This window comes from Cellulosimicrobium sp. 72-3, from assembly GCF_013127315.1.
Taxonomy (GTDB): Bacteria; Actinomycetota; Actinomycetes; order Actinomycetales; family Cellulomonadaceae; genus Cellulosimicrobium; species Cellulosimicrobium funkei.
This window is the reverse complement of record NZ_CP053419.1, coordinates 715960-737887: the sequence shown is the minus strand read 5'-3', so window position 1 is coordinate 737887 and position 21928 is coordinate 715960. Positions and strand designations below refer to the sequence as shown.

Sequence of the window (21928 nt, the reverse complement as noted above, 5' to 3'; positions counted from 1 at the left end):
CCGGGACCACCCCCTCGGTCGTGCGCGGGGAGCTCCCGTCGCCCCGTGCGGGTGAGGTTCCGGGGAGGAAGGTGACCGGGCCGTGCCCTTCGCGCCATGATGGCCCTGTGCCCCCCGAGACCGCTCCGGCCCGCCCCGCTCCCGACACCGCGCACGTCGACGACGACGCGTACGTCGACCTCGAACGCGAGCTGCGGATCCTGCTGCGCCGCGCCGGCGCGGTCGCCACGGGCATGGCCCGCCGGATCCATCCCGACCTGGAGGCGAGCGCCTACCCGCTGCTCGCCCACATCGCCGACCACCCCGGCGTCCGCGGCTCGGAGCTCGCGGCGCAGTTCGGCGTGGGGCGCGCGACGATCTCCCGCCAGCTCAGCCGCCTGCACGACCTCGGCCTCGTCGCGCGCGAGGTCGACCCCGACGACTCGCGCGGGCAGCTCATCACCCTGACGCCCGACGGCGAGGCGCGGCTCCACGCGGCGCACAGCGGGCGGGTCACGTCGATCACCGAGGCGCTGGAGGGCTGGGACCAGCGCGACGTCGCGACGCTCGCGACGCTCCTGCACCGGTACTCCGAGGACGTCGTGCGCTGGGCCGCCAACCGGTGACCCTGGCCCCCGGCGCGGCATGACCGTGCCCGACGGCGCCCGCCCGCCCCACGTCGCCCCGCGCGGTCGCCAAGTGGCCCGGGTCCGACGGCGGCCCGTCGTCGCGCTCGTCCTCGCGCTCGTCGTGATGGTGGGCTTCGTCGTCGCGACGCGCGTCCCCGACCCGTGGGGCGACGTCGGCGGCGACGTGCTCTACGCCGTCGCGACCTTCGTCCTCGTGGTCCTCGTGGCGCCGCGCGTGCGCCCGCTCGTGGCGGGCGCCGTCGCGCTGGGGTGGTGCTGGGCGGTCGAGGCGCTCCAGGCGACGGGCGTCGCCGCCGCCGTGAACGACGCGGTCCCGCCCGCGGCGTGGCTGCTGGGCAGCACGTTCGCGGTGCGGGACCTGGTCTGCTATCTGGTGGGCGTGGCGCTCGCGTGCGTGGTCGACGCGGGCGTCGGCGCCCGGTCGGCTACTCCGCGCCGGCCTCGAACGTCAGGCTGACCGAGTTCATGCAGAACCGGTCGCCCGTCGGGGTCTGGGGCGCGTCGTCGAACACGTGGCCCAGGTGCGAGCCGCAGCGCGCGCAGCGCACCTCGGTGCGCACCATGCCGTGGCTGCGGTCGGTGAGCAGCTCGACGCGGTCGCCCGCGAGCGGGCTGAAGAAGCTCGGCCACCCGCAGTGCGAGTCGAACTTCGTGTCGGAGCGGAAGAGCTCGTTCCCGCACGCGCGACACGCGTAGACGCCGACGCGCTTCTCGTCGAGCAGCTCGCCCGTCCACGCGCGCTCGGTCCCGGCCTGCCGCAGCACGGCGTACTCCTGCGGGGACAGCTCGGCGCGCCACTCGTCGTCGGTCTTCACGACCTCGTAGGGCTGGTTCTCGTGGGTCTGGCTGGTCATGATCCACCTCCGACGGTCCCAACCACGCCGACCGCTCCCGTGTTCCCGCCCCGCCTCACCCGCTGAGCGCAGAAAAAGCCGCGGCCGAACCGGTTCGACCGCGACTCTTTCCTGCACTCAGCGTGGGGGGCGTCAGCGCGGGCTGGAGGTCGAGTAGACGGTGCTCGACCCGCCGGCGGGGCGCTGCGCACGGCCGCGGCCGCCACGGCGGCGGCCGCCGCCCTGGCCTGCTGCGCCGTTCCCGGCGCCCGAGGTGCCGCGGCCGTCCCGGGCGCCCTCGGGGCGACCCGCGCCCGTCGCGCGCTGCACGGGGCGCTGACCGCCCTGGCCGCGCGACGCCGTCGTGCCCTGGCCCGCGGGCTGCGCGGCCGGGCGTGCGCCGCCCTGGCCGCCACGGCCACGGCGCGACGCGCGCGACCCGCCGTTGGACGAGCCCGTGCCGCGCTTCGCCTGCGTCTGCGGCGGCGTGATGTCGGACGGGCGCACGTACTCCGCGACCTCGCCGACGAGCCCCTTGATCGTCGCGTCGCCGGGCGCGACCGGCTGCGGCTGCGCGGTGATCTTCGCCTTGCGCGTGAGGTCGCGCACGTCGCCGCGCTGCTCCGGGAGCATGACGGTGACGACGACGCCCTCCGACCCGGCGCGGGCGGTACGGCCCGAGCGGTGCAGGTACGCCTTGTGCTCCGCCGGCGGGTCGACGTGCACGACGAGCTCCACGTCGTCGACGTGGATGCCGCGCGCCGCGATGTCCGTGGCGACGAGCACCTTGACCGCGCCCGACGAGAACGCCTCGAGGTTGCGCTCGCGCGCGCCCTGGCCGAGGTTGCCGTGCAGGTCGACGGCGGGCACGCCCGCCGCGGTGAGCTGCTTCGCGAGCTTCTTCGCCTGGTGCTTGGTGCGCATGAACAGCACGCGACGGCCCGTGCCCGAGGCGAGCTCGTGCACGATCTGCTTCTTCGCGTCCGCGTCGCGCACCGCGAGGATGTGGTGCGTCATCTGCGGGGGCGCGGCCGCGGCGTCGTCCACCGAGTGGCGCACCGGGTTGCTGAGGTAGCGCTTGACCAGCTGGTCGACGCCGTTGTCCAGCGTCGCGGAGAACAGCATGCGCTGCCCCTGCTTCGGCGTCTTGTCCATGATGCGCTTCACGCCGGGCAGGAACCCGAGGTCGGCCATGTGGTCGGCCTCGTCGAGCACGGTGATCTCGATGCCGTCGAGCGTGAGCAGGCGCTGGTTGAGGAGGTCCTCCAGGCGGCCCGGGCACGCGATGACGATGTCGGCGCCCTTGTCGAGCGCGGCGACCTGGCGCGACTGCGCGACGCCGCCGAAGATCGTCGTCGTCACGAGCCCGAGCGCCTTGGCGACGGGCTCCATCGTGGCGTTGATCTGGTTGGCGAGCTCGCGCGTCGGGCACAGCACGAGCGCACGGGGCCGGCGCGGGTGGCGCGACGACTTCGCCCACGACAGGCGGGCGACGGTGGGCAGCGAGAACGCGAGCGTCTTGCCGGAGCCGGTGCGGCCGCGGCCGAGGACGTCACGGCCCTTCAGCGAGTCGGGCAGCGTGGCGGTCTGGATGGGGAACGGGGAGTCGATGCCCTGGCGCGAGAGCTCGCGCACGACAGGGGTGGGCAGGCCGAAGTCGGCAAAGGAAGTCACAGGTGATGGGCCTCTCGGGCTCAAGGTCGGGGTCCGCCGCACGCAATCCGGGGGGATCTCCACGACGCCGGGCGCGCGGGATCGCGCTGCCCTCGAACGTCCAGTGTCTCATGCCCGACGACGGGCGGCCGGGTGAGGTGCGTCTCGGCGCCCTCGCGTACAGGGCCCTGTGGTGGAATGTCGCGCGTGCACGCCCTGGCGAACGCCCTCACCCTCCTGCCCGCCCTCCCCCGCGGCGGGGTCGCGGGAGCGCCCGGCGACGCCTCCACCACGGGCGGTGACGTCGCCGCGTCCTTGGGGGACGTCGTCGGGCAGGTGTGGGAGGCCGCGACGACGCCCGTCCCTCCCCCGGCGGCCGCCGTGGTCGTCGCGATGGGCGTCCTCGCGCTCGTCGTCGTGCTCGTCACGCCCGTGTGGCGCGTGGCCCGGCACGTCGTGACCATCGCGCACGAGGCGTCGCACGCGATCGCGGCCCTGCTCACGGGCCGTCGGCTCGCGGGCATCCGCCTGCACTCCGACACGTCGGGGCTCACCGTCTCGTCCGGGCGCCCGCGCGGGTTCGGCATGGTCCTCACCGCGTTCATGGGGTACGTCGGCCCCGGCCTCATCGGCCTGGGGGCGGCCGCGCTGCTCCGCCAGGGGTATGCCGTCGGGCTGCTGTGGCTGCTCGTCGTGCTGCTCGCCCTCATGCTGCTGCAGATCCGCAACTGGTTCGGGCTCTGGTCCGTGCTCGTCACCGGCGCCGCGCTCGTCGGGGTGTCCTGGTGGGCGACGCCGCCCGTGCAGAGCGCCGTCGCCTACGCCGTGACATGGTTCCTGCTGCTGGGCGCCGTGCGGCCGGTACTGGAGCTGCAGTCCGAGCGGTCGCGCGGCCGGGCGAGCACCTCCGACGCCGACATCCTCGCGCGCCTCACCCGGATGCCCGGCCTGTTCTGGGTCGGGGTGTTCCTCGTCGTGACGCTCGGCGCCGCCGTGCTCGGCGGGTCGTGGATCGTCGGGCCCGCCGCCTGACCCTCGCGTACCGGTCGCACCCCGGTCGAGCGGGCCTCGCACGCCGGTCGAGACACGACGACGGGCCGCCCGCCGGAGCGAGCGGCCCGTCGTGGGACCGAGGACGCGCCTGGAGGAGGAGGACGCGTCGTCGAGATGGTCCGGCGCGAGCGCCGGGAACGTCCCGTCAGCCCTGCGGCGTCAGGACGAACGCCGGTCCCTGCGCGTTCGGGTCCGTGTCGAGCGTGAGGTTCGCGAGGGTCGGTGCCGTGGCGGACTCCACGAACACCTTCGCCTCGCCGTTCTCCACGACCGTGTCGTCGGGCTGCGGGGCGGGGACGAGCGCGAGCTCGAAGCTGCCCGCCTGGTCCGCCGACTCGGCGATCCGCAGACCGCCTCCCTCGGGGACGCCGGCCTGGGTCTGCAGGTCGTGGACAGCGGAACGGGCGTTGTCGGTCAGGGTAAGCACGAGAGCTCCTCTCGTCGCCGGGCGGAACCTGCGGGACACGTCCGTGCGGCCCACGCCTGGCCGGCGTGACCTGCCGTCGGTGCACCCTCCCGCGGGCTCCTCGGTCTTCTCCACCGAAACAAGAACCCGCGACCGTCGCAAGCGAAACGCCCGGTTCTCACCAAATTTCTCACGGAGCAAGACCGCGCGTGACACGTCGAGGAGCGCCGCATAGGGTGCGCGCCCGCCGGGGGTCGCGGTCTGAGATCGGCACCCGCTACCGGGGTCGGCACGTTCTGCCGCGTTCGGCAGTCGCACGTGCCGATCTGCGTCGGGACTGCCGAACTCGGTCGGGACTGCCGACGGCGGGGCGCGGGTAGCCTGTGCGTGGACGCCACCAGCGTCCAGGGCCTCTAGCTCAATCGGCAGAGCTGCGGACTTTTAATCCGTAGGTTGTGGGTTCGAACCCCACGGGGCCCACTGCTGACCTGTGGACGCCCCGGCACCCGTCAGGCGCCGTCGAGCGCCGCGACGACGAGCCCGAGGACCACCGCTACCAGTGCGAGGGGCCAGCCCCAGCCGGCGAGCGAACGACGCAGCCGCGGGTCCTGCGTCACCACGTAGGCCGAGCGCAGGAGCACTGCGGCCAGCAGCCCCGTGACCAGGGCGAGCAGCAGCAAGACGTCGACGAGCACGCGCGCACTCTCTCACGACGCGGCTCGGCGGACGGCCACACCCCCGTCGGCACCGGTCAGCGCCCGCGCGCAGGGTCGGGTCGGGTCAGCAGACGCTCAGGCCGTGAACGTCGCCCAGACGGTCTTGACGTCGTCGGTCCGGTACCAGCCGACGTCGAGCGAGAGCTGGCGGGCCATGTGCAGGCCGACGCCGCCTGCGCCGGGGATGCGGCGCCCGGCGTAGACGGGCTCGGTGGACACGTCGTGGTCGGCGACCTCGAGGAGGAAACGGTCGCCGCTGCGGGCGAGGCGCACGATCGTCGGGGGCAGGCCGTGGCGCAGCGCGTTGGTCGCGAGCTCCGAGGCGATGAGGACGAGCTTGTCCGGCGTGGACGAGAGCCGACCGGTCGACGGGACGCCCTGGCTCTCGAGCGTCGCCACGAGGCCGGCGCGCAGCGCGGAGAGCTCCTCCGTCGTGGAGAGCACCCACTCCTCCACGAGCTGGTACTCCTCGGGCGGCATCGACGTGATGAGGTCGGCGTCGTCGAGGGGGACGTCGATCAGGCTCTGGTCGTCCACGCGGGGGTACCTCCAGCGGCTTGAAGGAGCGGAGCGGCCACCCTGACACGCGAACCCCCGGCCCGCACCCCGTCCCGCCCGGCTCACCGGGAGCCCGCCGGCCCGGCCACCGGGACCGGACTGGTCAGCGGCCCGACGCCGTGCGTTCATCCCCCGTTGGTTGCGCGCGGGACGGGTGCGGCCGGACCGTCGGACCATGGCGATCGAGGACGAGGACCGCGAGATCGACGTCGTGGTGGAGCGGGTCAGCACGCGATTCCCGGACGTGCCGGTGGACGACGTCCGCGAGCAGGTGCTCGCGGAGCTGGGCCGGTACCAGGCCGCGCACGTGCGCGACTTCGTGCCGGTGCTGGTGGAGAACGCGGTGATGGACGTGCTGCGCTCGGGCGAGCGGGCGCACCGGCCGCCCCGCGGGAGCGTGCACCGCGACCGATGAGTCCGGGTGTGGGCGGCCGTCGGTACGTTCGCGGCGGGTCGATCGACCTGCCCCGACGACGAGGAGCTCGCATGTCCTTCCAGGCCTATCTCGACGCGGTCGAGGACAAGACCGGTCTGACCCCGCGCCAGCTGGTCGACCTCGCGCACGAGCGCGGGTTCGACGAGACGACGAAGGCGACCCCGATCCTCGAGTGGCTCCGGGACGACTACGGCCTGGGCCGCGGGCACGGCATGGCGATGGTCCACGTCATCACGAAGGGCCCGCAGATCTCGTCGAAGCACGTGGGGTCGGTCGGCTCGCACCGCGACGACTCCGACACGCTGTGGCTCGACGGCAAGGCGACCCGGCCGGCCTGACACCCGGCACGGCCGTCCCCCGGCCCGCACGCCGGTGCCCGACGACGTCCCGGGAGCGGGCGTCGTCGGGCACCGGGGCGCGGGGCGGCTCAGGCGACGGGCGCGGTCAGAGCGTCCAGCGCTGGGCGTCGGTCTGGTTGCAGGTCCAGAGCTGGACCTTCTGGCCGTCGCGCAGGGGTGCGCCGCCCTGGGCGTCGAGGCACTTGCCGGACTGCGGGTTGCGCAGCGCCTTGGTCGCAGAGTCGTACGTCCACTTCTGCGCGCCCGTGCCGTTGCACGTGTAGATCCACACGGCGGTGCCGTCGGCCGTCCCGCTGCGCGCGACGTCGAGGCACTTGCCGAGGGCGCGCACCGTCCCGTCGGTGCCGCGCGTCCACTGCTGCGCCGCGTTGCCGCTGCAGGTGGCGAGCTGGACCTGGTTGGTGTCGGTCGGGTCGGCCCACGGGACGTCGAGGCACAACGTGCTCCCGATGCGGAGCGCACCCGTCCCGGTGGGCAGACCGCCGGGGGTGCCCGGCTGCTCGGTGCTGCCGCCGTTCCCGATGGGTGTCGCCGTGCCGGTGAACGGGTCGAGCTTGATGTACGCCGCCTGGGGGTTGCCGTCGTGGACGAGCGACTCGTGCGCGCCGACGTCGTCGAACGCGAACGCGTACGCCTTGCCGTTCGCCATCTGCTGGTGCGCGAGCTTCGCGTAGACGTTGGTGCGGGCGTCCTGGTAGAAGCCGGCGCTGCTCGCGTCCGGCTGGTTCGGGTTGGTCAGTGCCGTGGTGCGGACGAGCGCGGCGCACAGGGTGCGGGCGATCGGCCCGACGACGTGGTCGTTGGGCGCCTGGAGGTCCTTGTGGCACCCGTACACGCTCGACGCGTCGGGCTTCTTGAAGGCGGCGACCTCCTGCCCGGACCCGTTCCTGAAGCGGAACCAGTCGCCGTCGACCCGGCCGCGGAACTGCGTGCCGGGCTCGTGGGAGAACGGCGTGACGACCATGTCGCGCGTGCGGTACGAGTTCCACACCTCGGTGACGTAGGAGTCGATCGAGGCCGACGAGATCTTCCCGACGTCGATCCCGTGCGACGGGTTGAGCGCGCGCAGGCGGCTCCCGTCGGGCGCGCGCTGCACGAGCCCGCCCCACCCCGCGCTCTCGAGGGCCGTGTAGAACGCCTCGTAGCCGTTCGGCTTGAGCATGCCCGTGCTGAGAACCTGCCCGTCGGCGCGCTGGACGCCCACCTGGTACGGCGCGGACCAGTGGTCCACCTGCGTGCTGTTGATCCACAGGCCGCCGTCGTTGAGCGTGTACTCGGTCCAGTTGAAGAGGATGTTCCGGTTGGGGTCGGAGTCGTTCTGGACGGCGGGCTGGACGAGCCGCCCGTCGAGCACGATCTGGAACGTCATCTTCTGGCCGTACGAGTAGTAGACGCGCCCGGACAGCTTCGGGAGCCGGATCGTCACGGACTGGCCGGGGCCGGGGCCCGCGATGGACGCGTCGGGTGCCGGGACGGGCACGGGCCCGACCCCGCCGGGCCACGGGTGGAACGTGCCGCCCGCGTCCGCCCAGCCGGCGACGCCGTCGCGCTCGCCGAGGACGTACAGGTAGATCGGCCCCCTGCCCGAGTCGTTGGTGATCGTCAGTGGGATGGTCGCGGGGACTGCGCTCGCGGGCGCCGCCACGCCGACCAGCGCCCCGCTCACCGCGAGGACCGCGGCGCACAGCGCGGCCCACGCTCGTCTGCTGCTGTTCTTCCTGTCGTGAGGCATACGGGATCTGCTCCTGTTCGGTTGCTCCGTCGAAACCGGTCGCCGGACCGTTCCGGCGACAGCGTTGCCACAGGAGGTGTGGAAGCGCTGCCACGACCGTAACGGACAGCGGCCCGCGACGCCAGGGAGCGCTCCCTCGGTCCGGTGCGGCGTGCTGGGGGCCATGGATCGACGCCGCGGCCCTCCCTCCGTGCGCGGCCCCGGGAGGCAGCCGGTCGCCCGTAGACTCGAACGAGTGCAGTGCCACCACTACGACGCCGGCCGGTGCCGGTCGTGCACCCTCCTCGACCTCGCGTACCCCGCGCAGGTCACCGGCAAGCAGGAGCACTGCGCCGAGCTCCTCACCCCGCTCGCGCCGGACCTCACCTGGCTGCCCACTGTCGAGTCCGCCGAGTCCGGCTTCCGCAACAAGGCGAAGATGGTCGTCACCGGCACCACCGACGCCCCGGTGCTCGGGATCCTCGCGGAGGGCGGCGGCGTCGACCTCACCGACTGCCCGCTCTACCCGCCCGCGCTCCAGGCGTCGTTCCCCGCGCTCGCGGCGTTCGTCACGCGCGCGCGGCTCGTCCCCTACGACGTCCGCACCCGGCGTGGCGAGCTCAAGTACGTCCTCGTCACCCTCTCCCCCGACGGCGACCTCATGGCGCGGTTCGTCCTGCGTTCCACCGAGTCCGTGCCACGGGTCCGCAAGCACCTGCCGGCCCTCCTCGACGCTCTCCCGTCGCTGCGCGTCGTGTCCGTGAACCTGCACCCCGAGCACAAGGCCGTCGTCGAGGGCGAGACCGAGATCGTGCTCACCGAGGCCGAGACGCTGCGCATGCACGTCAACGGGATCGACCTCCACCTGCGCCCGCAGAGCTTCTTCCAGACCAACACCGACGTCGCCGCGGCCCTCTACCGCCAGGGCCGGGCCTGGGTGGACGACGCCGCACCCGCCACGGTCTGGGACCTCTACTGCGGCGTGGGCGGGTTCGCGCTGCACGTCGCGGGGCCCGGTCGCGACGTCGTCGGCGTCGAGACGAGCGCCGAGGCCGTCGCGAGCGCACGGCTCACCGCGCGCGACGCCGGGCTCGACCGCACGACCTTCCTCGCCGAGGACGCGACCGCGTTCGCCCTCTCACGGCAGGACGTGCCTGACCTCGTCGTCGTGAACCCGCCGCGGCGCGGCATCGGGGAGTCGCTCAGCACCTGGCTGGAGCGGTCCGGCGTCGGGCACGTCGTCTACTCGAGCTGCAACGCGACGACGCTTGCCCGCGACCTGGCCCTCATGCCGTCGCTCCGACCGCGGGAGGCGCGCGTGCTCGACATGTTCCCGCAGACGTCGCACTACGAGGTCGCGGTCCTGCTCGAGCGCGCCTGACCGCGCCCGGCGTCCGCGAGCGCCGCGCGGCTCAGGGGCGCTCCCCCGCGCGTCGGGACGCCTCGACGGCCGCGGACTCGACGCGCGCGCGGTAGGCGACCCACTCGTCGTCGTCCAGCGCGGGCAGGTTGCCCCGCCCGTCGCCCGCCGCGCCGTCGACGAGCTCGCGCACGATGTCGGCGTGCCCGGCGTGGTGCGCCACCTCCGCGAGCACGTGCACGAGCACCTGGTGGAGCGTGACGTCCCGGTTCTCCGGGCGCCACCACGGCACGTGCCCGGGTGCGTCGAGGTCGAGCGACGCCACGGTCGCGTCGCACAGCTCCGACGACCGGCGGAAGAGCCTCAGGATCTCCTCCCGGCTCTCGTCCGCCGTGGCCCACATGTCGGCGTTCACCTCCGCGCCGTCGGCGAACCAGGGCAGGTCGAGGTCGTGCGTGCCGCCGAACGCCTCGTGCAGGTAGCCGAGCTGCACGCTGCCCACGTGCTTCACCAGGCCCAGGATGTTCGTGCCGGTGCGCGTGAGCGGACGGCGCACGTCGTACTCGCTCAGCCCCTCCGCCTTGGCGAGCAGCGCGTCGCGCTCCCGGCTCAGGTACCGCAGCAGCGTCGCCTTGGGGTCGTGGCCCGGTGCCGTCCTCGTGCTCATCCACCGGACGTTACCGACGCCCTCCCACGCCGGTGCCAGACTCCCCTCATGGCCACCGTGCACGCAGAGATCACCGACCGGCTGGCGACGTTCGTCCTCGCGCAGCCGGTGTTCTTCGTCGGCACCGCGCCGCTCGCGGCGGACGGTCACGTCAACGTCTCGCCCAAGGGCATGGCGGGGACGTTCGTCGTCCTCGACGCCCACCGGGTGGCCTACCTCGACTACACGGGCTCGGGCGCGGAGACGGCCGCGCACCTGCGCGAGAACGGGCGGATCGTCGTGATGTTCTGCGCGTTCGAGGGGCCGCCCAACATCGTCCGCTTCCACGGGAGCGGGCGGTACGTCGAGGCCGGCACCCCGGAGTTCGAGGCGCTGCGCCCCGCGTTCGCGAAGGAGCGCGAGCTCGGCCAGCGCGGGATCGTCGTCGTCGACGTCGAGCGCGTCTCCGACTCGTGCGGATTCTCCGTGCCGCACATGGACTTCGTCGCGGACCGGGACGTCCTGGACCGGTCGCACGAGCGCCGCTCGCCGGAGTACTTCGAGACGTACTGGCGCGAGCGCAACGCCGCGAGCCTCGACGGCCTCCCGGCGATCGGCGACGGCCCCCGCACCGTGGAGGCCACGACGCCACCGGAATCCCTCGGGCGCTGACGCCTCACGGCCGGCTCCTGGGTGCGTGCGTTTCCGAGAGCCCGAGAGCCCGCTGCGCGAGCATGGGCGCATCCCCCAGTCAGGCCCTACCGGGCCTCTACCTCGCCGAGGCAGGGCCCCGGTTCGTGAGAGAGCCCTGGCCCCACGAGGCAGAGGCGGGTTCTCGCGAGGTAGAGCCCGGGTCCGCGAGGTAGAGGCCTGGTCCCGCGGAGTAGAGGCCCGGTCCCGCGAGGTAGAGGCCTGGTCCCGCGGAGTAGAAGCCCGGTCCCGCGAGGTAGAGGCCTGGTCCCGCGAGGGAGGACGCTCGATCTCACGAGGAGGGCCGCTCGTCCGCCGTCGCGGCGAGGTAGGCCCTCCCGCGCGGCGAGAGGCGGTACCCGACGTCGAGGCTCTCGGTGAGGCCGAGCTCCTTGAGCCGACGCACGCGCACCTTGAAGTCGTCGCGGGCCATGCCGAGCCCGGCCGCGAGCTCGCGCGCGACGACGCCCTCGTGCGTGCCGATCAGCTCGAGGTACCGGCGCGTCCACGGCTCCGCGGCGGCCCGGTCCTTCCGCGCGAGCGCGGTGCGGAGCTGCTCGACGGCGTCCGCGTCGAGGTCCGCGTCCTCGCGCAGCGCGACGCGCGGGTCCGGGCCGGCGAGCCGCAGGCCCACGCGGTAGAGGTCGCCCTCGCGCCCGGCGCCCCGAGCGAGCACACGCTCGGGCGAGGTCATCCCGGCAAGGCGGGCCTCGTCGTCGGACACGACGGGCGCGCCGTCCGGACCGGCGGGCACGCGCTCGACCGACGTCACCTCGACGACGCCCACCCGGGTGCGCTGGAGCGTCCCGACGCGCACGCGCGGCGTCGTCCAGCGGCGGAACGCCAGCGTCACCGTCCCGTCCTGGAGGCCGCGCAGCGTGCGGGCGTCGAGGAGCACGCTCCGAGCCTACGACCACGCCGCCACGCCCTCCCGAGGGAGAGCCCGTCCGGTGAGGTAGAGCCGAGGTCACGACCAGGGCTCTACCTCGGCCCACCAGGGCTCTACCTCGCGCGACCAGGGCTCTACCTCGCGCGACCAGGGCTCTACCTCGGCCCACCGGGGCTCTACCTCGCGCGACCAGGGCTCTACCTCGCGAGCCCGCGCGACCGCGGCTCTACCTCGGCAGGGCAGGCAGGTCAGGCGAGCTCGGGCGGCGGGCGACGGTGAGGACGTGGGTGTCGGGCCAGTCGACGGGCTCGCCGGTCGTGGCGTCGTGCAGGGCGGCGACGGGCGCGAACGCGTGCTCGACGACCCACTCGTTGCGCCACGCCCCGCTCCCCGGCTCGAGCTCGAACCCGGCGGCGGTGAGGAGGTCGGCCCACCGGGGGCCGGTGAGGTCGCAGAAGCGCTCGTGGCTCTCGGACAGCCAGTTGTCGACGTAGTCCTTGCGCGTGAGGAACTCCATCGCCTCGCGCAGCGTGAGCCGCCACGACCCGGGGCGCACGCGCTCGGGCCGGAAGTCGGCCCCGGAGAGGCGCGGGAAGTCGTACGCGAACTGGACGAGCCGGGCGTCGGTCGAGAGCGCCCCGACCCACGCCGCGACGTCCTCGCGCGCGAGGTCGTCGAGGTCGGTGCGTGCGCCGCCGGGCCCGTCGCCGGTCGCGGGGGCGCCGTCGTCGGTCCGCAGCGTGAGCACGACGACCCGGTCCGGCTCCGCGGGGCCGCACACGTCCGAGTTGATCCACACGCCGCCGGGCCGCGTGTGCGCATGGACGCGGCGCGCGAACGTCTCGACGTCGCGCACGCCGTCCCCGTACGACGACACCTCGTGCGTGAGCGCGACGGTGAGGGTCGTGTCGACGGAGGCGTCGGGCATCACGAACCGGTCGAGGATGTTGGCCTGCACGAACCACACGTGCGGGTTCGCGAACACGCCCTGCGCCTTCTTGTGCTCGGCCTCCGCGACGAGGTGCCGCGCGACGTCGACGCCGAACAGGTCCGACTCGTGCAGGCGCGGCTCGCGCGCCACGTGCTCCAGGAGGCCGCCCGTCGCGCACCCGATGTCGACGATCCGACCGGGCCGCACGTGCGGGGCGACCTGGGCCCACTTGCGCGCCGACGCGTCCTCGAACGCGGCGGCGTACGTGCGGTAGTCGCGCGTCGAGGTGAGGTCGCCGTCGCCGGACACGACCGGGTCGGCGAAGATGCGCCGGACGTCCTCGACGAACCGGTAGCGCGCGAAGAACTCCGGCACGGCGGGGTGCGCGACGTCGCGCCAGCGCTCGTCCCCCGCGGCGATCTGCTCGACGACGTCCCACGGCCGCGCGGGGAGGTCGCCGCCCCGCTCGGCGGCGTCGAGCTCGACCCCCGCGACCCGGTAGCCGAGCGCGCGGTAGGCGTCGACGAGCGCGGGCGTCGAGCACGCGACGACGGTGTCGGCGGGGTCGGGCGCGACGCCGGTCGCGGTCGCGACGCTCGTCACGACGAGGTGGGCGAAGCGGTCGTCAGGCGCGACGTCGGGCACGGGCACGACGACGGACGCGAGGCCCTCCCGGGTCGTGACGTTCTCGACGAGCGCCTCGCGCCGGTGCCCGGGCAGCGGGTTGCGGCGGGTGCCCGCGTGGTTGGCGGACGTCACGACCCAGACGACCTCCACGTCGGGGGCGCAGCGCACGCGCCGACCGTCGAGGTCGTGCACGAGCCCGGCGCGCAGCGCCCGGAGGTAGTCGACCTGGTAGCGCGTGACGACGTGGTGGCGGCCGGGGAAGAGGATGCGGCGCACGGGCGGGCCGTCGGTGGGGAGGGGCACCCGCACACGGTGCGGCCAGGCGGCACCCGGGCGCAACCCGTCTCACGTCTCGGGCCGACAGCCGCAGTCCCGGGCGCCACCCGTCTCACGTCTCGGGCGGCCAGACGCAGCACCCGGCGGGCCGGCGGTCGGGACGCGGCCGCTCACGAGGCGCGGAACGGCGCGGTTCCGCGGGTCCGGGCACGCGTCCGCGCCGCGCGACACGCCTGGACTGGACGGCCGTCCACGATGCAGCTGGGCGCGCCGTATGCGACGGTATGGGCGATGTTCTGGATCGTGGCAGGGGCTGTGCTCGTCGTGTCCGGCCTCGCGATCGCCGCGACGGCCGTCCGTGGCGCGCGCCGCGCCGGGTCGACGGGTGCGAGCGGCATCGCGATCGCGGTCGGCGGCGGCCTCCTCGTGTGGGGCGCCGTGGCCCTGCTCGTCGGCCTGCTCACCGAGGGCTGACCGGCACCTCCCGCGCGTCCACGAGCTCCGCCCCGCTCACCGCGCCCGAGAGCCCGCGGCGCGAGCGGGTGAACGGGACCGCGACCACCGACACCACCGCGAACAGGGCCGCGAGCGGTGCCGCGACCGAGGCGGCCACCCCCACCGCCGCAGGGATCCCGGCCGGCAGGTCGCTCAGCAGGCCGAGCGCTCCCCACAGGGCGCCGCCCGCCGACGCGCGGGCGACCCGCTGCGCCGTCGTGCCGCGCCGCCCGGCCCAGCGCGGGGCGAGCCATACCGTCCGCTGGCCCCACGAGGCGCCGCTGCCGAGGAACGTCGGCACCACGAAGACGACCACGAACGGCACGAGCGTGCCGAGCAGCCACTGGGCCCAGTCCGCGCCGTCGGGCAGCGGGCGCCCGAGCGCGTAGAGCACCGTGCGGTAGGCGACCTGCAGCACGACGCCCAGCGCCGTGACGAGCAGCGCGTCGAGCAGCATCCCGAGCCATCGCCGCCAGACGGTCACCGGCCGGGCCTCCTCGCGGCGCGCCTCGAGCTCTCCCGCACGCGGCATCCAGCGCAGCAGGAGGGGCGCCGCGAGCGCCCCGAGGAGCGCGCCGAGCGTGTTGGTCAGCACGTCGTCGACGTCGGCGACCCGGTACGAGCACGGGATGATCCCGAAGATCCCGGTGTACTGCGTGGTCTCGACGAGGAGCGACACGAGCAGGCCGGACAGCGTCGTGACGAGCACCCCGCGGCCGAGGTAGCGCCGCACGAGCACGCCCCAGGGGACGAACAGGACGACGTTGAAGACCACCTGGAGCACGGCGGTGCTGCGCAGGGTCGCGCCGAGCCCGAGCCCGGCCGTGTCCCGCCGGACGTCCGCGAGCGAGTGGAACGGCACGAGCTCGGCGCCCGCGACGCCGTACTGCGCGCACCACCGCGCGAGGTCGCCGCTCGGGAGCGGCAGGAGCGTGTAGGCGACGAGCGCGACCCCGTAGACCGCGACGGCGGCCGCCCCGAGCAGACGTCGGCCGCTCAGGCGGCCGTACCGCCGGTACTGCCACGCGAGCGCGGGCACGAGGAAGGCGGCGAAGAGCAGGGCGCCCCCGAGCAGGCCGACGTACGCGGGCCACGTCCACCGGTCGGTCACGCGCAGGCTCCGCCCTGCGCGGGACGGCGCGCGGCGCGCGTCACGGTCGGGACCGGGGTCGGGTTCGGCGTCACGGGCCCCAGTATCGCGGCCGACGACGACCGGCCCCGCCCCGCGGGACCTTCGGCGCGCCCCGGGGCGGGAGCTCGGGCCTACCGTGGAGGTGCGGTCGGGAGTCACGGGTCGCCGCGGGTGCACCGAGGACCGGTCCGGCACCGCCCGCCGCGCACCGACCGGTGCGCGCGGCACGACGGACGAGGTGAGCACGATGAAGGCGGCGCGGTACCACGGCAAGGAAGACCTCCGGATCGAGGACGTCCCGGAGCCCGAGACCCGGCCGGGGACCGTGAAGATCCGGCCCGCGTGGACGGGGATCTGCGGCTCGGACCTGCACCTCTACCTCGAGGGCCCGTTCCCGCCGGCGCCGTCGGAGACGCAGCCGCACCCCCTGTCGGGCGAGACGCTGCCCGTCGTGTTCGGGCACGAGTTCTCCGGCGTGGTCGAGGAGCTCGGCGAGGGCGTCGAGGGCCTCGCGGTCGGGGATGCGGTCGTCGTCGAGCCGTTCATGGTGTGCGGCGAGTGCCCGCCGTGCCGCGACGGCCTCTACAACGCGTGCGTGAAGATGGGCTTCATCGGCATCTCCGGCCGGGGCGGCGGGCTGGCGGCGCACGTCGTGGTCGAGCGACGGTGGGTGCACCCGGTGGGCGACGTCCCGCTGGACCAGGCGGCACTCATCGAACCGCTGGCCGTCGCCTACCACGGCGTCCGCCTGTCGGGCGCGCAGGCGGGCGACACGGTCCTCGTCGGCGGCGCGGGCCCGATCGGCCTGCTCACGTGCGCGGTGCTGCACGCGATCGGGGCGCGCGCGATCGTCACCGAGGTGAGCGGGGCGCGCAAGGCCAAGGCGCTCGAGACCGGGGTAGCCGACGACGTCCTCGACCCGCGCGAGGTCGACGTCGCCGCGCGCGTCCTCGAGCTCACGGACGGCCGCGGCGCGGACGTCGCGATCGAGTGCTCGGGCGCGCAGCCCGTGCTCGACACGCTGACCCGCGCGCTCAAGGCGGGCGGCACGCTCCAGATCGTGGCGCTGTTCTCCGAGCCGCCGACGCTCGACGTCATGACGGTCCTGCTCCGCGAGCTGACCATCAAGGGCGCGATCGGGTACGCGGACGACCACCCGGCCGTGATCCGGCTCGTGCAGGAGGGCAAGGTCGACCTCGCCCCGTTCGTGACGAGCCGCATCGCCGTCGAGGACGTCGTGGAGAAGGGGTACCGAGAGCTCATCGACCACAAGGACGACCACGTGAAGATCGTCGTGTCGGTGTGAGACGGCGGCCCGCGGCCCCCACCGTCCCCGGGGGCCGCGGGCCGCGCTGCTCGACCTGCGGTGCGCGGCGGGGCGTGCCACGGTGGAAGAGCACCGCAGCACCCGGCCCCGGGAGGCCCGCATGGACGTCCTCGCCGCCCACGGCGACGCGATCGGCGCGTTCGACGCGCTCGTGCGCCCGCTGCCCGACGACCGCTGGCCGCTCCCCACGCCCGACGCGGACTGGACCGTGCGCGACCTCGTCAACCACGTCACGGCCGAGCAGCTCTGGGCCCCGGAGCTCCTCGCGGGCCGCTGGATCGAGGACGTCGGCGGCGTGTTCGACGGGGACGTGCTGGGCGACGACCCCGTCGACCGCTGGGTCGACGCGTCCGTCCAGGCGCGCGAGGCGTTCCTCGCGCCGGACGCCCTCGACCGTCGCGTGCACCTCTCGTACGGCGACGAGTCGGGCGCGGAGTACTGCGCGCAGATGACGTTCGACCTCGTGGTGCACGCGTGGGACCTGGCCCGGGCGACGGGCGGTGACGAGGAGGTCGACCCGGCGCTCGTCGCGTGGGCGCTCCGCTACGCCGAGGCGCGCTCGACGTTCCTCGAGCCCGGCCCGCTCTTCCGCGGTCCCCTCGACGTCGACGACGGCGCCGACGACCTCACGCGCCTCCTCGCGCTCACCGGCCGCGCGCGCTGACCGCCGCCGCACGACGACGGGGTGAACGTCGGCGGGACGTCCGGCGTGCGGCGTCCTGCGCAGGACGGCCGGGCGCGCCGCGCGCGAGACTGGCCCCATGCCGCTCGACCGCACCGCACCCCGGACGCCGGCGGAGCCGCCCGGCGCACCGGGTCGCGCCCGCCTCCTCGAACCGGCCGCCGACCGCGCGGGCCGGCCGCTCGTCGTCGGGCACCGGGGCAACTCGTCCGTCGCGCCGCAGAACACGCTCGCGGCGTTCGAGGCGGCGTGGCGCGCGGGCGCGGACGCGATCGAGCTCGACGTGCACCTCACGGCCGACCGGCACGTCGTGGTGCTGCACGACGACGTCGTGGACGAGACGACGGACGGCACCGGCCGCGTGGACGGACTGACGCTGGCGCAGGTCCGCGCGCTGGACGCCGGGTCGTCGTTCGCGCGGGCGTTCGCGGGCCAGCGCGTCCCCACGTTCGAGGAGGCGGCGCGGTTCGTCGCGGAGCGGCCGGGCCTGGAGCTGCTCGTCGAGCTCAAGGGCGTGTGGTCGACGGACGACGCGGCGCTCGTGACGGGGGTCGTGGACGCCGCCGGGATCGGGGAGCGGGTGGTCGTCCAGTCGTTCTGGCCGCCCACGGTCGCCGCGCTGCGCGACGCCGCGCCGCACCTCGACCGGGCGCTGCTGCTCGCGCTGCACCCGGACAGCCTGGGCGAGCTGGTCGCGGTGTGCGCGGACCTCGGGGTCGTGGGGTGCCACCCGGAGGTCGCGCTCCTCGCGCACGAGCCGGGCATCGTGGAGACTCTGCGCGACGCGGGCCTGCGCGTGCACGTCTGGACCGCGGACACGCCGGACGAGTGGGACGACCTCCTGGTCCAGGGCGTCGACGGCATCATGACCGACCGACCCGACCGTCTCGTCGGCTGGCTCGACGCGCGGCTCGGCCCCGCCGCGCACGCGGGCGCCCGAGAGGTGGACCTCGCCGCGTCGCCCTAGCCTCGACGGATGAGCGCGACGACCCCGCCGACGCCCCCGGGCGCGCACCCGCCCGGCACCGCGACGAGCCCTGCCGCGCCCGGCGGCGCGCCCCGGTCTCCTGCGGTGTGCGTGCTCGCCCTGACGCCGCTTCTCGCGATCGAGATCGAGCCCGCCGGGCCGACCGAGACGTCGCCCGAGGTGCACGTCCACCCGGGCGGGCAGGGCCTGTGGCTCGCGCGCATGGCCTACTCGCTCGGGGCGCACGTCGTGGTCTGCGGGCCGTTCGGCGGCGAGACGGGCAGCGTCGCGGCGCACCTCGCCCGCACCGAGAACCTCGAGCTGCGCACGGTCGGCACCGGCGGCAACGGGGCGTTCGTCCACGACCGGCGCAGCGGCCAGCGCACCGAGCTCGTGACGATGGACCCCTACCCCCTGAACCGGCACGAGGTCGACGACCTCTACAGCACCGTCCTGGTCAGCGCGCTCGACGCGGCCGTCACGATCCTCACGGGCTCGGAGACGGCCGTCGGGGTCCCCGCGTCGTTCTTCCGGCGCCTCGCCCACGACCTGCACGCCTCGGACCGCCAGGTCGTCGCGGACCTCTCCGCCGACCAGGCGCAGGCCGTCGCCGACGCGCCGGGGGTCGTGCTCAAGATGAGCCACGAGGAGCTCGTCGAGGGCGGCTTCAGCGACGACGAGTCCGAGGAGTCGCTCCTGCGGTCCGCGCGCGCCATGGTCGACGCCGGCCCGCGCGCGCTCGTCGTGTCCCGCGCGCACGACCCCTCGCTGCTCGTCACGCGCGAGCACACGTACCGGGTCACGACGCCCCGCGTCACGACCGTCGACCACCGCGGCGCGGGCGACTCGATGACGGCGGGGATCGCCGTCGGGCTGGGGCGCGGGCTCGAGCTGCCCGACGCCGTCCGGCTCGGCGCCGCGGCCGGGGCGCTCAACGTCACGCGGCGGGGCCTCGGGACGGGCCGCCGCGACCAGATCGAGCGCTTCGCGCGCAGCGTCACGGTCGAGGACGTGACCTGACGCCCGCCCGCGGAGCGTGACCGAACACCGAGACCCGGACCCGAACCCTCAGGAGGACCGCGTGCGCGCACTCGTGACCAACGACGACGGGATCGACTCCCCCGGCCTGGCGGTGCTCGCCGGGGCGGCGCTCGACGCCGGGTACGAGGTCGTCGTCGCGGCGCCCGCCCGGGAGTCGTCCGGGGCGAGCGCCGCGCTGCTGGGCGCCGAGCGCGACGGCCGGCTGGCCGTCGAGCCGCGTAGCGCGCCCGGCCTGCCCGACGGCGTCACCTCCTACGCCGTGCGCGCCGCCCCCGCGCTCATCGCGTTCGTCGCCGCCTACGGCGGGTTCGGCCCGCGGCCCGACCTCGTGCTCTCGGGCGCCAACAAGGGCGCGAACACGGGCAACGCGATCCTGCACTCGGGCACCGTCGGCGCGGCGCTGTCCGCGATGACGCACGGCATCCGGTCGCTCGCCGTCTCGGTCGACGCCGCCGAGCCGCGGCACTGGGACACCGCGCGGCTCGTCACCGACCACGTGCTCGCCTGGATGGACAGGAGCGCCGCCGACGTCCCGCTCGACCGGCGCACGCTCAACGTCAACGTGCCCGACGTCGCCCCCGACCGCCTGCGCGGGCTGCGGCAGGCGCCGCTCGCGTCGTTCGGCCTCGTCCAGGCGAACATCCACGAGGACGGCGACCGGCACCTCGTGCTCCAGTACTCGGGCACCGAGCGGCACTCCGAGCCCGACTCCGACACCGGCCTGCTCACGCGCGGCTGGGCCACCGCGACGCTCCTCGTCGCCCCCTACGCGGACGCCAGCCTGGAGCTCCCGCCCCTCCCGCCCCTCCCGCCCCTGGCTTGACGACCCCCGCCGTCGAGCACGGGGTCCGCGACCGCGTCGCGGCCGATCCGGTCGTCAACCCCGTGCTCGACCGTCGCCGGTGTCGTGATCGGGGGTCTCGTCGTCCGGCACCGTCTCGTGCTCGGCGGTGCGCTCGCGCTCCTCGATGACGTCCTGGCCGGGCCCGGCGAACGCCCGCGAGCGCTCCTCGCCCTCGGGCGTCCCGCTGAAGAAGGCGGACTCCGCGGCCTCGGGCAGGTCGTCGTCGTGCCCGACGGCGGGCAGCGGCCGGGTGCTGCCCGGCGCCTCGGCGTCGTCGACGCCCCCGTCCGCCGCGGTCGGCCCGGTGCGGCCCGGACGACCCGCGCCGTCGTCGGGGCCCGGCACCACCCCGACGAGCCGCGTCGGGTCCTCGCTCGGCGCGGCGCCCGCGCCCCGGCCCGCGCGCCGGATCGTGCCGAGGACGACGGGCGCGTCGGCACGACGCGCACCTCGCTCCGCGGGGAGCCGCGGCGGCCGCGCCGGGGCGACGGGACCGCCGTCGTCCGTGGCGTCGCGGCCGGGGCCACCGGACGCGTCGGACCTGTCCGGCGCGCCGAGCCCGTCGCGCTCGTCCGGCCCGTCGAGGTCCAGGGCGTCCACCGCGCGCTCGAGCCGCGTGCGCGGCAGGCCCTGGGGCGCGGCGCGCTGCAACCAGTCGACGAGTCCCTCGCGCACGAAGCACCGCAGGTCGAACAGCGTCGGGGCGTCGTGCGCGCTGACGAGCGCGCGCACGCGGACGAGGCCCCCGACGGCGTCGGTCACCTGGAGGATGCCGACGCGCTCGTCCCACAGGTCCGTGAGCCCGAGCAGCCGCCGCAGCTCGGCGCGCATGGGGCCGACCGGCACCTCGAAGTCGAGGTCGAGCTCGACCGTGCCCAGCAGGTCGGCCGCGCGCCGGGTCCAGTTCTGGAACGGCGTCGTCGTGAAGTACGTCGACGGCATGATGAGCCGGCGGTCGTCCCACAGGTGCACGACGACGTACGTCATCGTGATCTCCTCGATGCGCCCCCACTCGCCCTCGAGGACCACGACGTCGTCGACGCGGATCGCGTCGGTGAACGCGATCTGCATGCCCGCGAAGACGTTGGCGAGCGACGTCTGCGCCGCGAGCCCCGCGACGATCGAGATGAGCCCGGCCGACGCGAGCAGGCTCGCCCCCGCCGCGCGCGCGGCGGGGAACGTCAGCAGGATGCCCGCGACCGCGCACACGACGATCACCGCGACGGTGAGCCGCCGCAGCACCGTGATCTGCGTCCGGACGCGGCGCGCGTGCCGGTTGTCCGCGGTGTCCATGCGGTAGCGCTGGAGCGCGGAGTCCTCGAGCACGAACGCGATCGCGCCCACCCACCACGCCCCGACCACGATGAGCGCGATGAGCAGCAGGTGCTCGACGGCGGGCCGCCACGGCGTCCCGGCGTCGGTGGTGACGCGCACGGCGATCCAGACGGCGACGACGGTGAGGACCGCGCGGTCCGGCCGCCGGAGCCGTCGCGACAGGTCCCGGGCCAGCTCGCTGCGCCGCCCGGCCCGCCGCACGACGGCGGAGATCACCGTCCCCAGCACGAACGCCAGGACCACGCCCGCCGCGACCGCACCGAGGGTGAGCAGGACGTCGGTCGTGTTCTCGAGCTCGGTGTCCATCCCCCCAGGCTAGGCAGGGTGCGAGA

The 21928-nt window shown here is 75.0% G+C and carries 24 protein-coding genes and 1 tRNA gene; 14 read left to right on the top strand and 11 right to left on the bottom strand.

Annotated features, from left to right (window positions below; translation table 11 throughout):
- Positions 1–107 precede the first annotated feature (107 nt).
- Both HKK73_RS03355 and HKK73_RS03350 read left to right on the top strand, forming a co-directional pair.
- Positions 108–605 carry a MarR family winged helix-turn-helix transcriptional regulator gene (locus HKK73_RS03355; RefSeq protein WP_034652516.1) on the top strand — a complete coding sequence of 166 codons (498 nt, stop codon included), beginning with the start codon at positions 108–110 and terminating at the stop codon, positions 603–605.
- A 73-nt stretch (positions 606–678) separates the two neighbouring features.
- Complete coding sequence (locus HKK73_RS03350) at positions 679–1086, top strand: DUF2809 domain-containing protein (RefSeq protein WP_114553452.1); 408 nt, start codon at positions 679–681, stop codon at positions 1084–1086.
- On the opposite strand, the gene msrB is transcribed toward HKK73_RS03350, so the two are convergent.
- Both msrB and HKK73_RS03340 read right to left on the bottom strand, forming a co-directional pair.
- Positions 1055–1483, bottom strand: a complete 429-nt coding sequence (msrB, locus tag HKK73_RS03345) for a peptide-methionine (R)-S-oxide reductase MsrB (protein ID WP_034652513.1) — start codon at positions 1481–1483, stop codon at positions 1055–1057. The two genes, HKK73_RS03350 and msrB, sit on opposite strands and share 32 nt — an antisense overlap.
- Before the next feature lie 132 nt (positions 1484–1615).
- Positions 1616–3136 carry a DEAD/DEAH box helicase gene (locus HKK73_RS03340; protein WP_137279713.1) on the bottom strand — a complete coding sequence of 507 codons (1521 nt, stop codon included), beginning with the start codon at positions 3134–3136 and terminating at the stop codon, positions 1616–1618.
- 294 nt (positions 3137–3430) lie between these two features.
- Between HKK73_RS03340 and HKK73_RS03335 the strand changes: the two genes are divergently transcribed.
- The gene (locus HKK73_RS03335) at positions 3431–4147 is read left to right on the top strand and encodes a M50 family metallopeptidase (RefSeq protein ID WP_253705889.1); all 717 of its coding nucleotides are present in this window, start codon (positions 3431–3433) and stop codon (positions 4145–4147) included.
- A 166-nt stretch (positions 4148–4313) separates the two neighbouring features.
- Here HKK73_RS03335 and HKK73_RS03330 read toward each other — a convergent pair whose 3' ends face one another.
- Positions 4314–4595 carry an iron-sulfur cluster assembly accessory protein gene (locus HKK73_RS03330; protein WP_061266560.1) on the bottom strand — a complete coding sequence of 94 codons (282 nt, stop codon included), beginning with the start codon at positions 4593–4595 and terminating at the stop codon, positions 4314–4316.
- A 386-nt stretch (positions 4596–4981) separates the two neighbouring features.
- Between HKK73_RS03330 and HKK73_RS03325 the strand changes: the two genes are divergently transcribed.
- Positions 4982–5054 (top strand) — tRNA-Lys (locus tag HKK73_RS03325).
- A gap of 29 nt (positions 5055–5083) precedes the next feature.
- Here HKK73_RS03325 and HKK73_RS03320 read toward each other — a convergent pair.
- Positions 5084–5269, bottom strand: a complete 186-nt coding sequence (locus HKK73_RS03320) for a hypothetical protein (RefSeq protein WP_137279715.1) — start codon at positions 5267–5269, stop codon at positions 5084–5086.
- Between the two features lie 96 nt (positions 5270–5365).
- Entirely contained in the window at positions 5366–5827 is a 462-nt protein-coding gene (locus HKK73_RS03315; RefSeq protein ID WP_171467435.1) for an ATP-binding protein, read from the bottom strand.
- A 196-nt stretch (positions 5828–6023) separates the two neighbouring features.
- Here HKK73_RS03315 and HKK73_RS03310 point away from each other — a divergent pair, with 196 nt between their 5' ends.
- Entirely contained in the window at positions 6024–6263 is a 240-nt protein-coding gene (locus tag HKK73_RS03310; protein ID WP_114553135.1) for a three-helix bundle dimerization domain-containing protein, read from the top strand.
- A gap of 71 nt (positions 6264–6334) precedes the next feature.
- Positions 6335–6622, top strand: a complete 288-nt coding sequence (locus tag HKK73_RS03305) for a DUF4287 domain-containing protein (protein ID WP_114553136.1) — start codon at positions 6335–6337, stop codon at positions 6620–6622.
- A 106-nt stretch (positions 6623–6728) separates the two neighbouring features.
- Here HKK73_RS03305 and HKK73_RS03300 read toward each other — a convergent pair whose 3' ends face one another.
- Complete coding sequence (locus tag HKK73_RS03300; RefSeq protein ID WP_114553137.1) at positions 6729–8375, bottom strand: glucan endo-1,3-beta-glucosidase; 1647 nt, start codon at positions 8373–8375, stop codon at positions 6729–6731.
- 235 nt (positions 8376–8610) lie between these two features.
- On the opposite strand from HKK73_RS03300, the gene rlmC reads away from it, so the two are divergent.
- Positions 8611–9735, top strand: coding sequence for a 23S rRNA (uracil(747)-C(5))-methyltransferase RlmC (gene rlmC / locus HKK73_RS03295; protein WP_034651278.1), 1125 nt, complete (start codon positions 8611–8613; stop codon positions 9733–9735).
- A gap of 31 nt (positions 9736–9766) precedes the next feature.
- Here the strand turns inward: rlmC and HKK73_RS03290 are convergent, their stop codons facing one another.
- The gene (locus HKK73_RS03290; protein WP_043655055.1) at positions 9767–10381 is read right to left on the bottom strand and encodes a DinB family protein; all 615 of its coding nucleotides are present in this window, start codon (positions 10379–10381) and stop codon (positions 9767–9769) included.
- Between the two features lie 48 nt (positions 10382–10429).
- Here HKK73_RS03290 and HKK73_RS03285 point away from each other — a divergent pair, with 48 nt between their 5' ends.
- Positions 10430–11032 (top strand): pyridoxamine 5'-phosphate oxidase family protein, encoded by a 603-nt coding sequence (locus HKK73_RS03285; RefSeq protein ID WP_137279718.1) that lies wholly within the window; start codon positions 10430–10432, stop codon positions 11030–11032.
- A gap of 310 nt (positions 11033–11342) precedes the next feature.
- On the opposite strand, the gene HKK73_RS03280 is transcribed toward HKK73_RS03285, so the two are convergent.
- Both HKK73_RS03280 and HKK73_RS03275 read right to left on the bottom strand, forming a co-directional pair.
- Positions 11343–11948 (bottom strand): hypothetical protein, encoded by a 606-nt coding sequence (locus HKK73_RS03280; protein ID WP_085386564.1) that lies wholly within the window; start codon positions 11946–11948, stop codon positions 11343–11345.
- Positions 11949–12165: 217 nt separating this feature from the next.
- Positions 12166–13800, bottom strand: coding sequence for a class I SAM-dependent methyltransferase (locus tag HKK73_RS03275; protein ID WP_216608043.1), 1635 nt, complete (start codon positions 13798–13800; stop codon positions 12166–12168).
- A gap of 264 nt (positions 13801–14064) precedes the next feature.
- Between HKK73_RS03275 and HKK73_RS03270 the strand changes: the two genes are divergently transcribed.
- On the top strand, positions 14065–14247 hold the full coding sequence (locus HKK73_RS03270; protein ID WP_043655062.1) for a hypothetical protein: 183 nt from the start codon (positions 14065–14067) through the stop codon (positions 14245–14247).
- Here the strand turns inward: HKK73_RS03270 and HKK73_RS03265 are convergent.
- Positions 14234–15379, bottom strand: coding sequence for a VanZ family protein (locus tag HKK73_RS03265; RefSeq protein ID WP_043655066.1), 1146 nt, complete (start codon positions 15377–15379; stop codon positions 14234–14236). The genes HKK73_RS03270 and HKK73_RS03265 overlap by 14 nt on opposite strands.
- Positions 15380–15647: 268 nt before the next feature.
- Here HKK73_RS03265 and HKK73_RS03260 point away from each other — a divergent pair, with 268 nt between their 5' ends.
- From HKK73_RS03260 to surE, 5 genes are all read left to right on the top strand, one after another.
- Positions 15648–16706, top strand: a complete 1059-nt coding sequence (locus HKK73_RS03260; protein WP_171468660.1) for a 2,3-butanediol dehydrogenase — start codon at positions 15648–15650, stop codon at positions 16704–16706.
- Between the two features lie 121 nt (positions 16707–16827).
- Positions 16828–17391, top strand: a complete 564-nt coding sequence (locus tag HKK73_RS03255; RefSeq protein ID WP_034651293.1) for a TIGR03086 family metal-binding protein — start codon at positions 16828–16830, stop codon at positions 17389–17391.
- 97 nt (positions 17392–17488) lie between these two features.
- The gene (locus HKK73_RS03250) at positions 17489–18376 is read left to right on the top strand and encodes a glycerophosphodiester phosphodiesterase family protein (RefSeq protein ID WP_081895755.1); all 888 of its coding nucleotides are present in this window, start codon (positions 17489–17491) and stop codon (positions 18374–18376) included.
- Positions 18377–18385: 9 nt separating this feature from the next.
- The gene (locus tag HKK73_RS03245; RefSeq protein ID WP_085386567.1) at positions 18386–19396 is read left to right on the top strand and encodes a 1-phosphofructokinase family hexose kinase; all 1011 of its coding nucleotides are present in this window, start codon (positions 18386–18388) and stop codon (positions 19394–19396) included.
- Between the two features lie 61 nt (positions 19397–19457).
- Positions 19458–20240 carry a 5'/3'-nucleotidase SurE gene (surE, locus tag HKK73_RS03240; RefSeq protein WP_171467434.1) on the top strand — a complete coding sequence of 261 codons (783 nt, stop codon included), beginning with the start codon at positions 19458–19460 and terminating at the stop codon, positions 20238–20240.
- Between the two features lie 54 nt (positions 20241–20294).
- Here surE and HKK73_RS03235 read toward each other — a convergent pair whose 3' ends face one another.
- Entirely contained in the window at positions 20295–21902 is a 1608-nt protein-coding gene (locus HKK73_RS03235) for a mechanosensitive ion channel domain-containing protein (RefSeq protein ID WP_085386569.1), read from the bottom strand.
- Between the last annotated feature and the right edge of the window lie 26 nt (positions 21903–21928).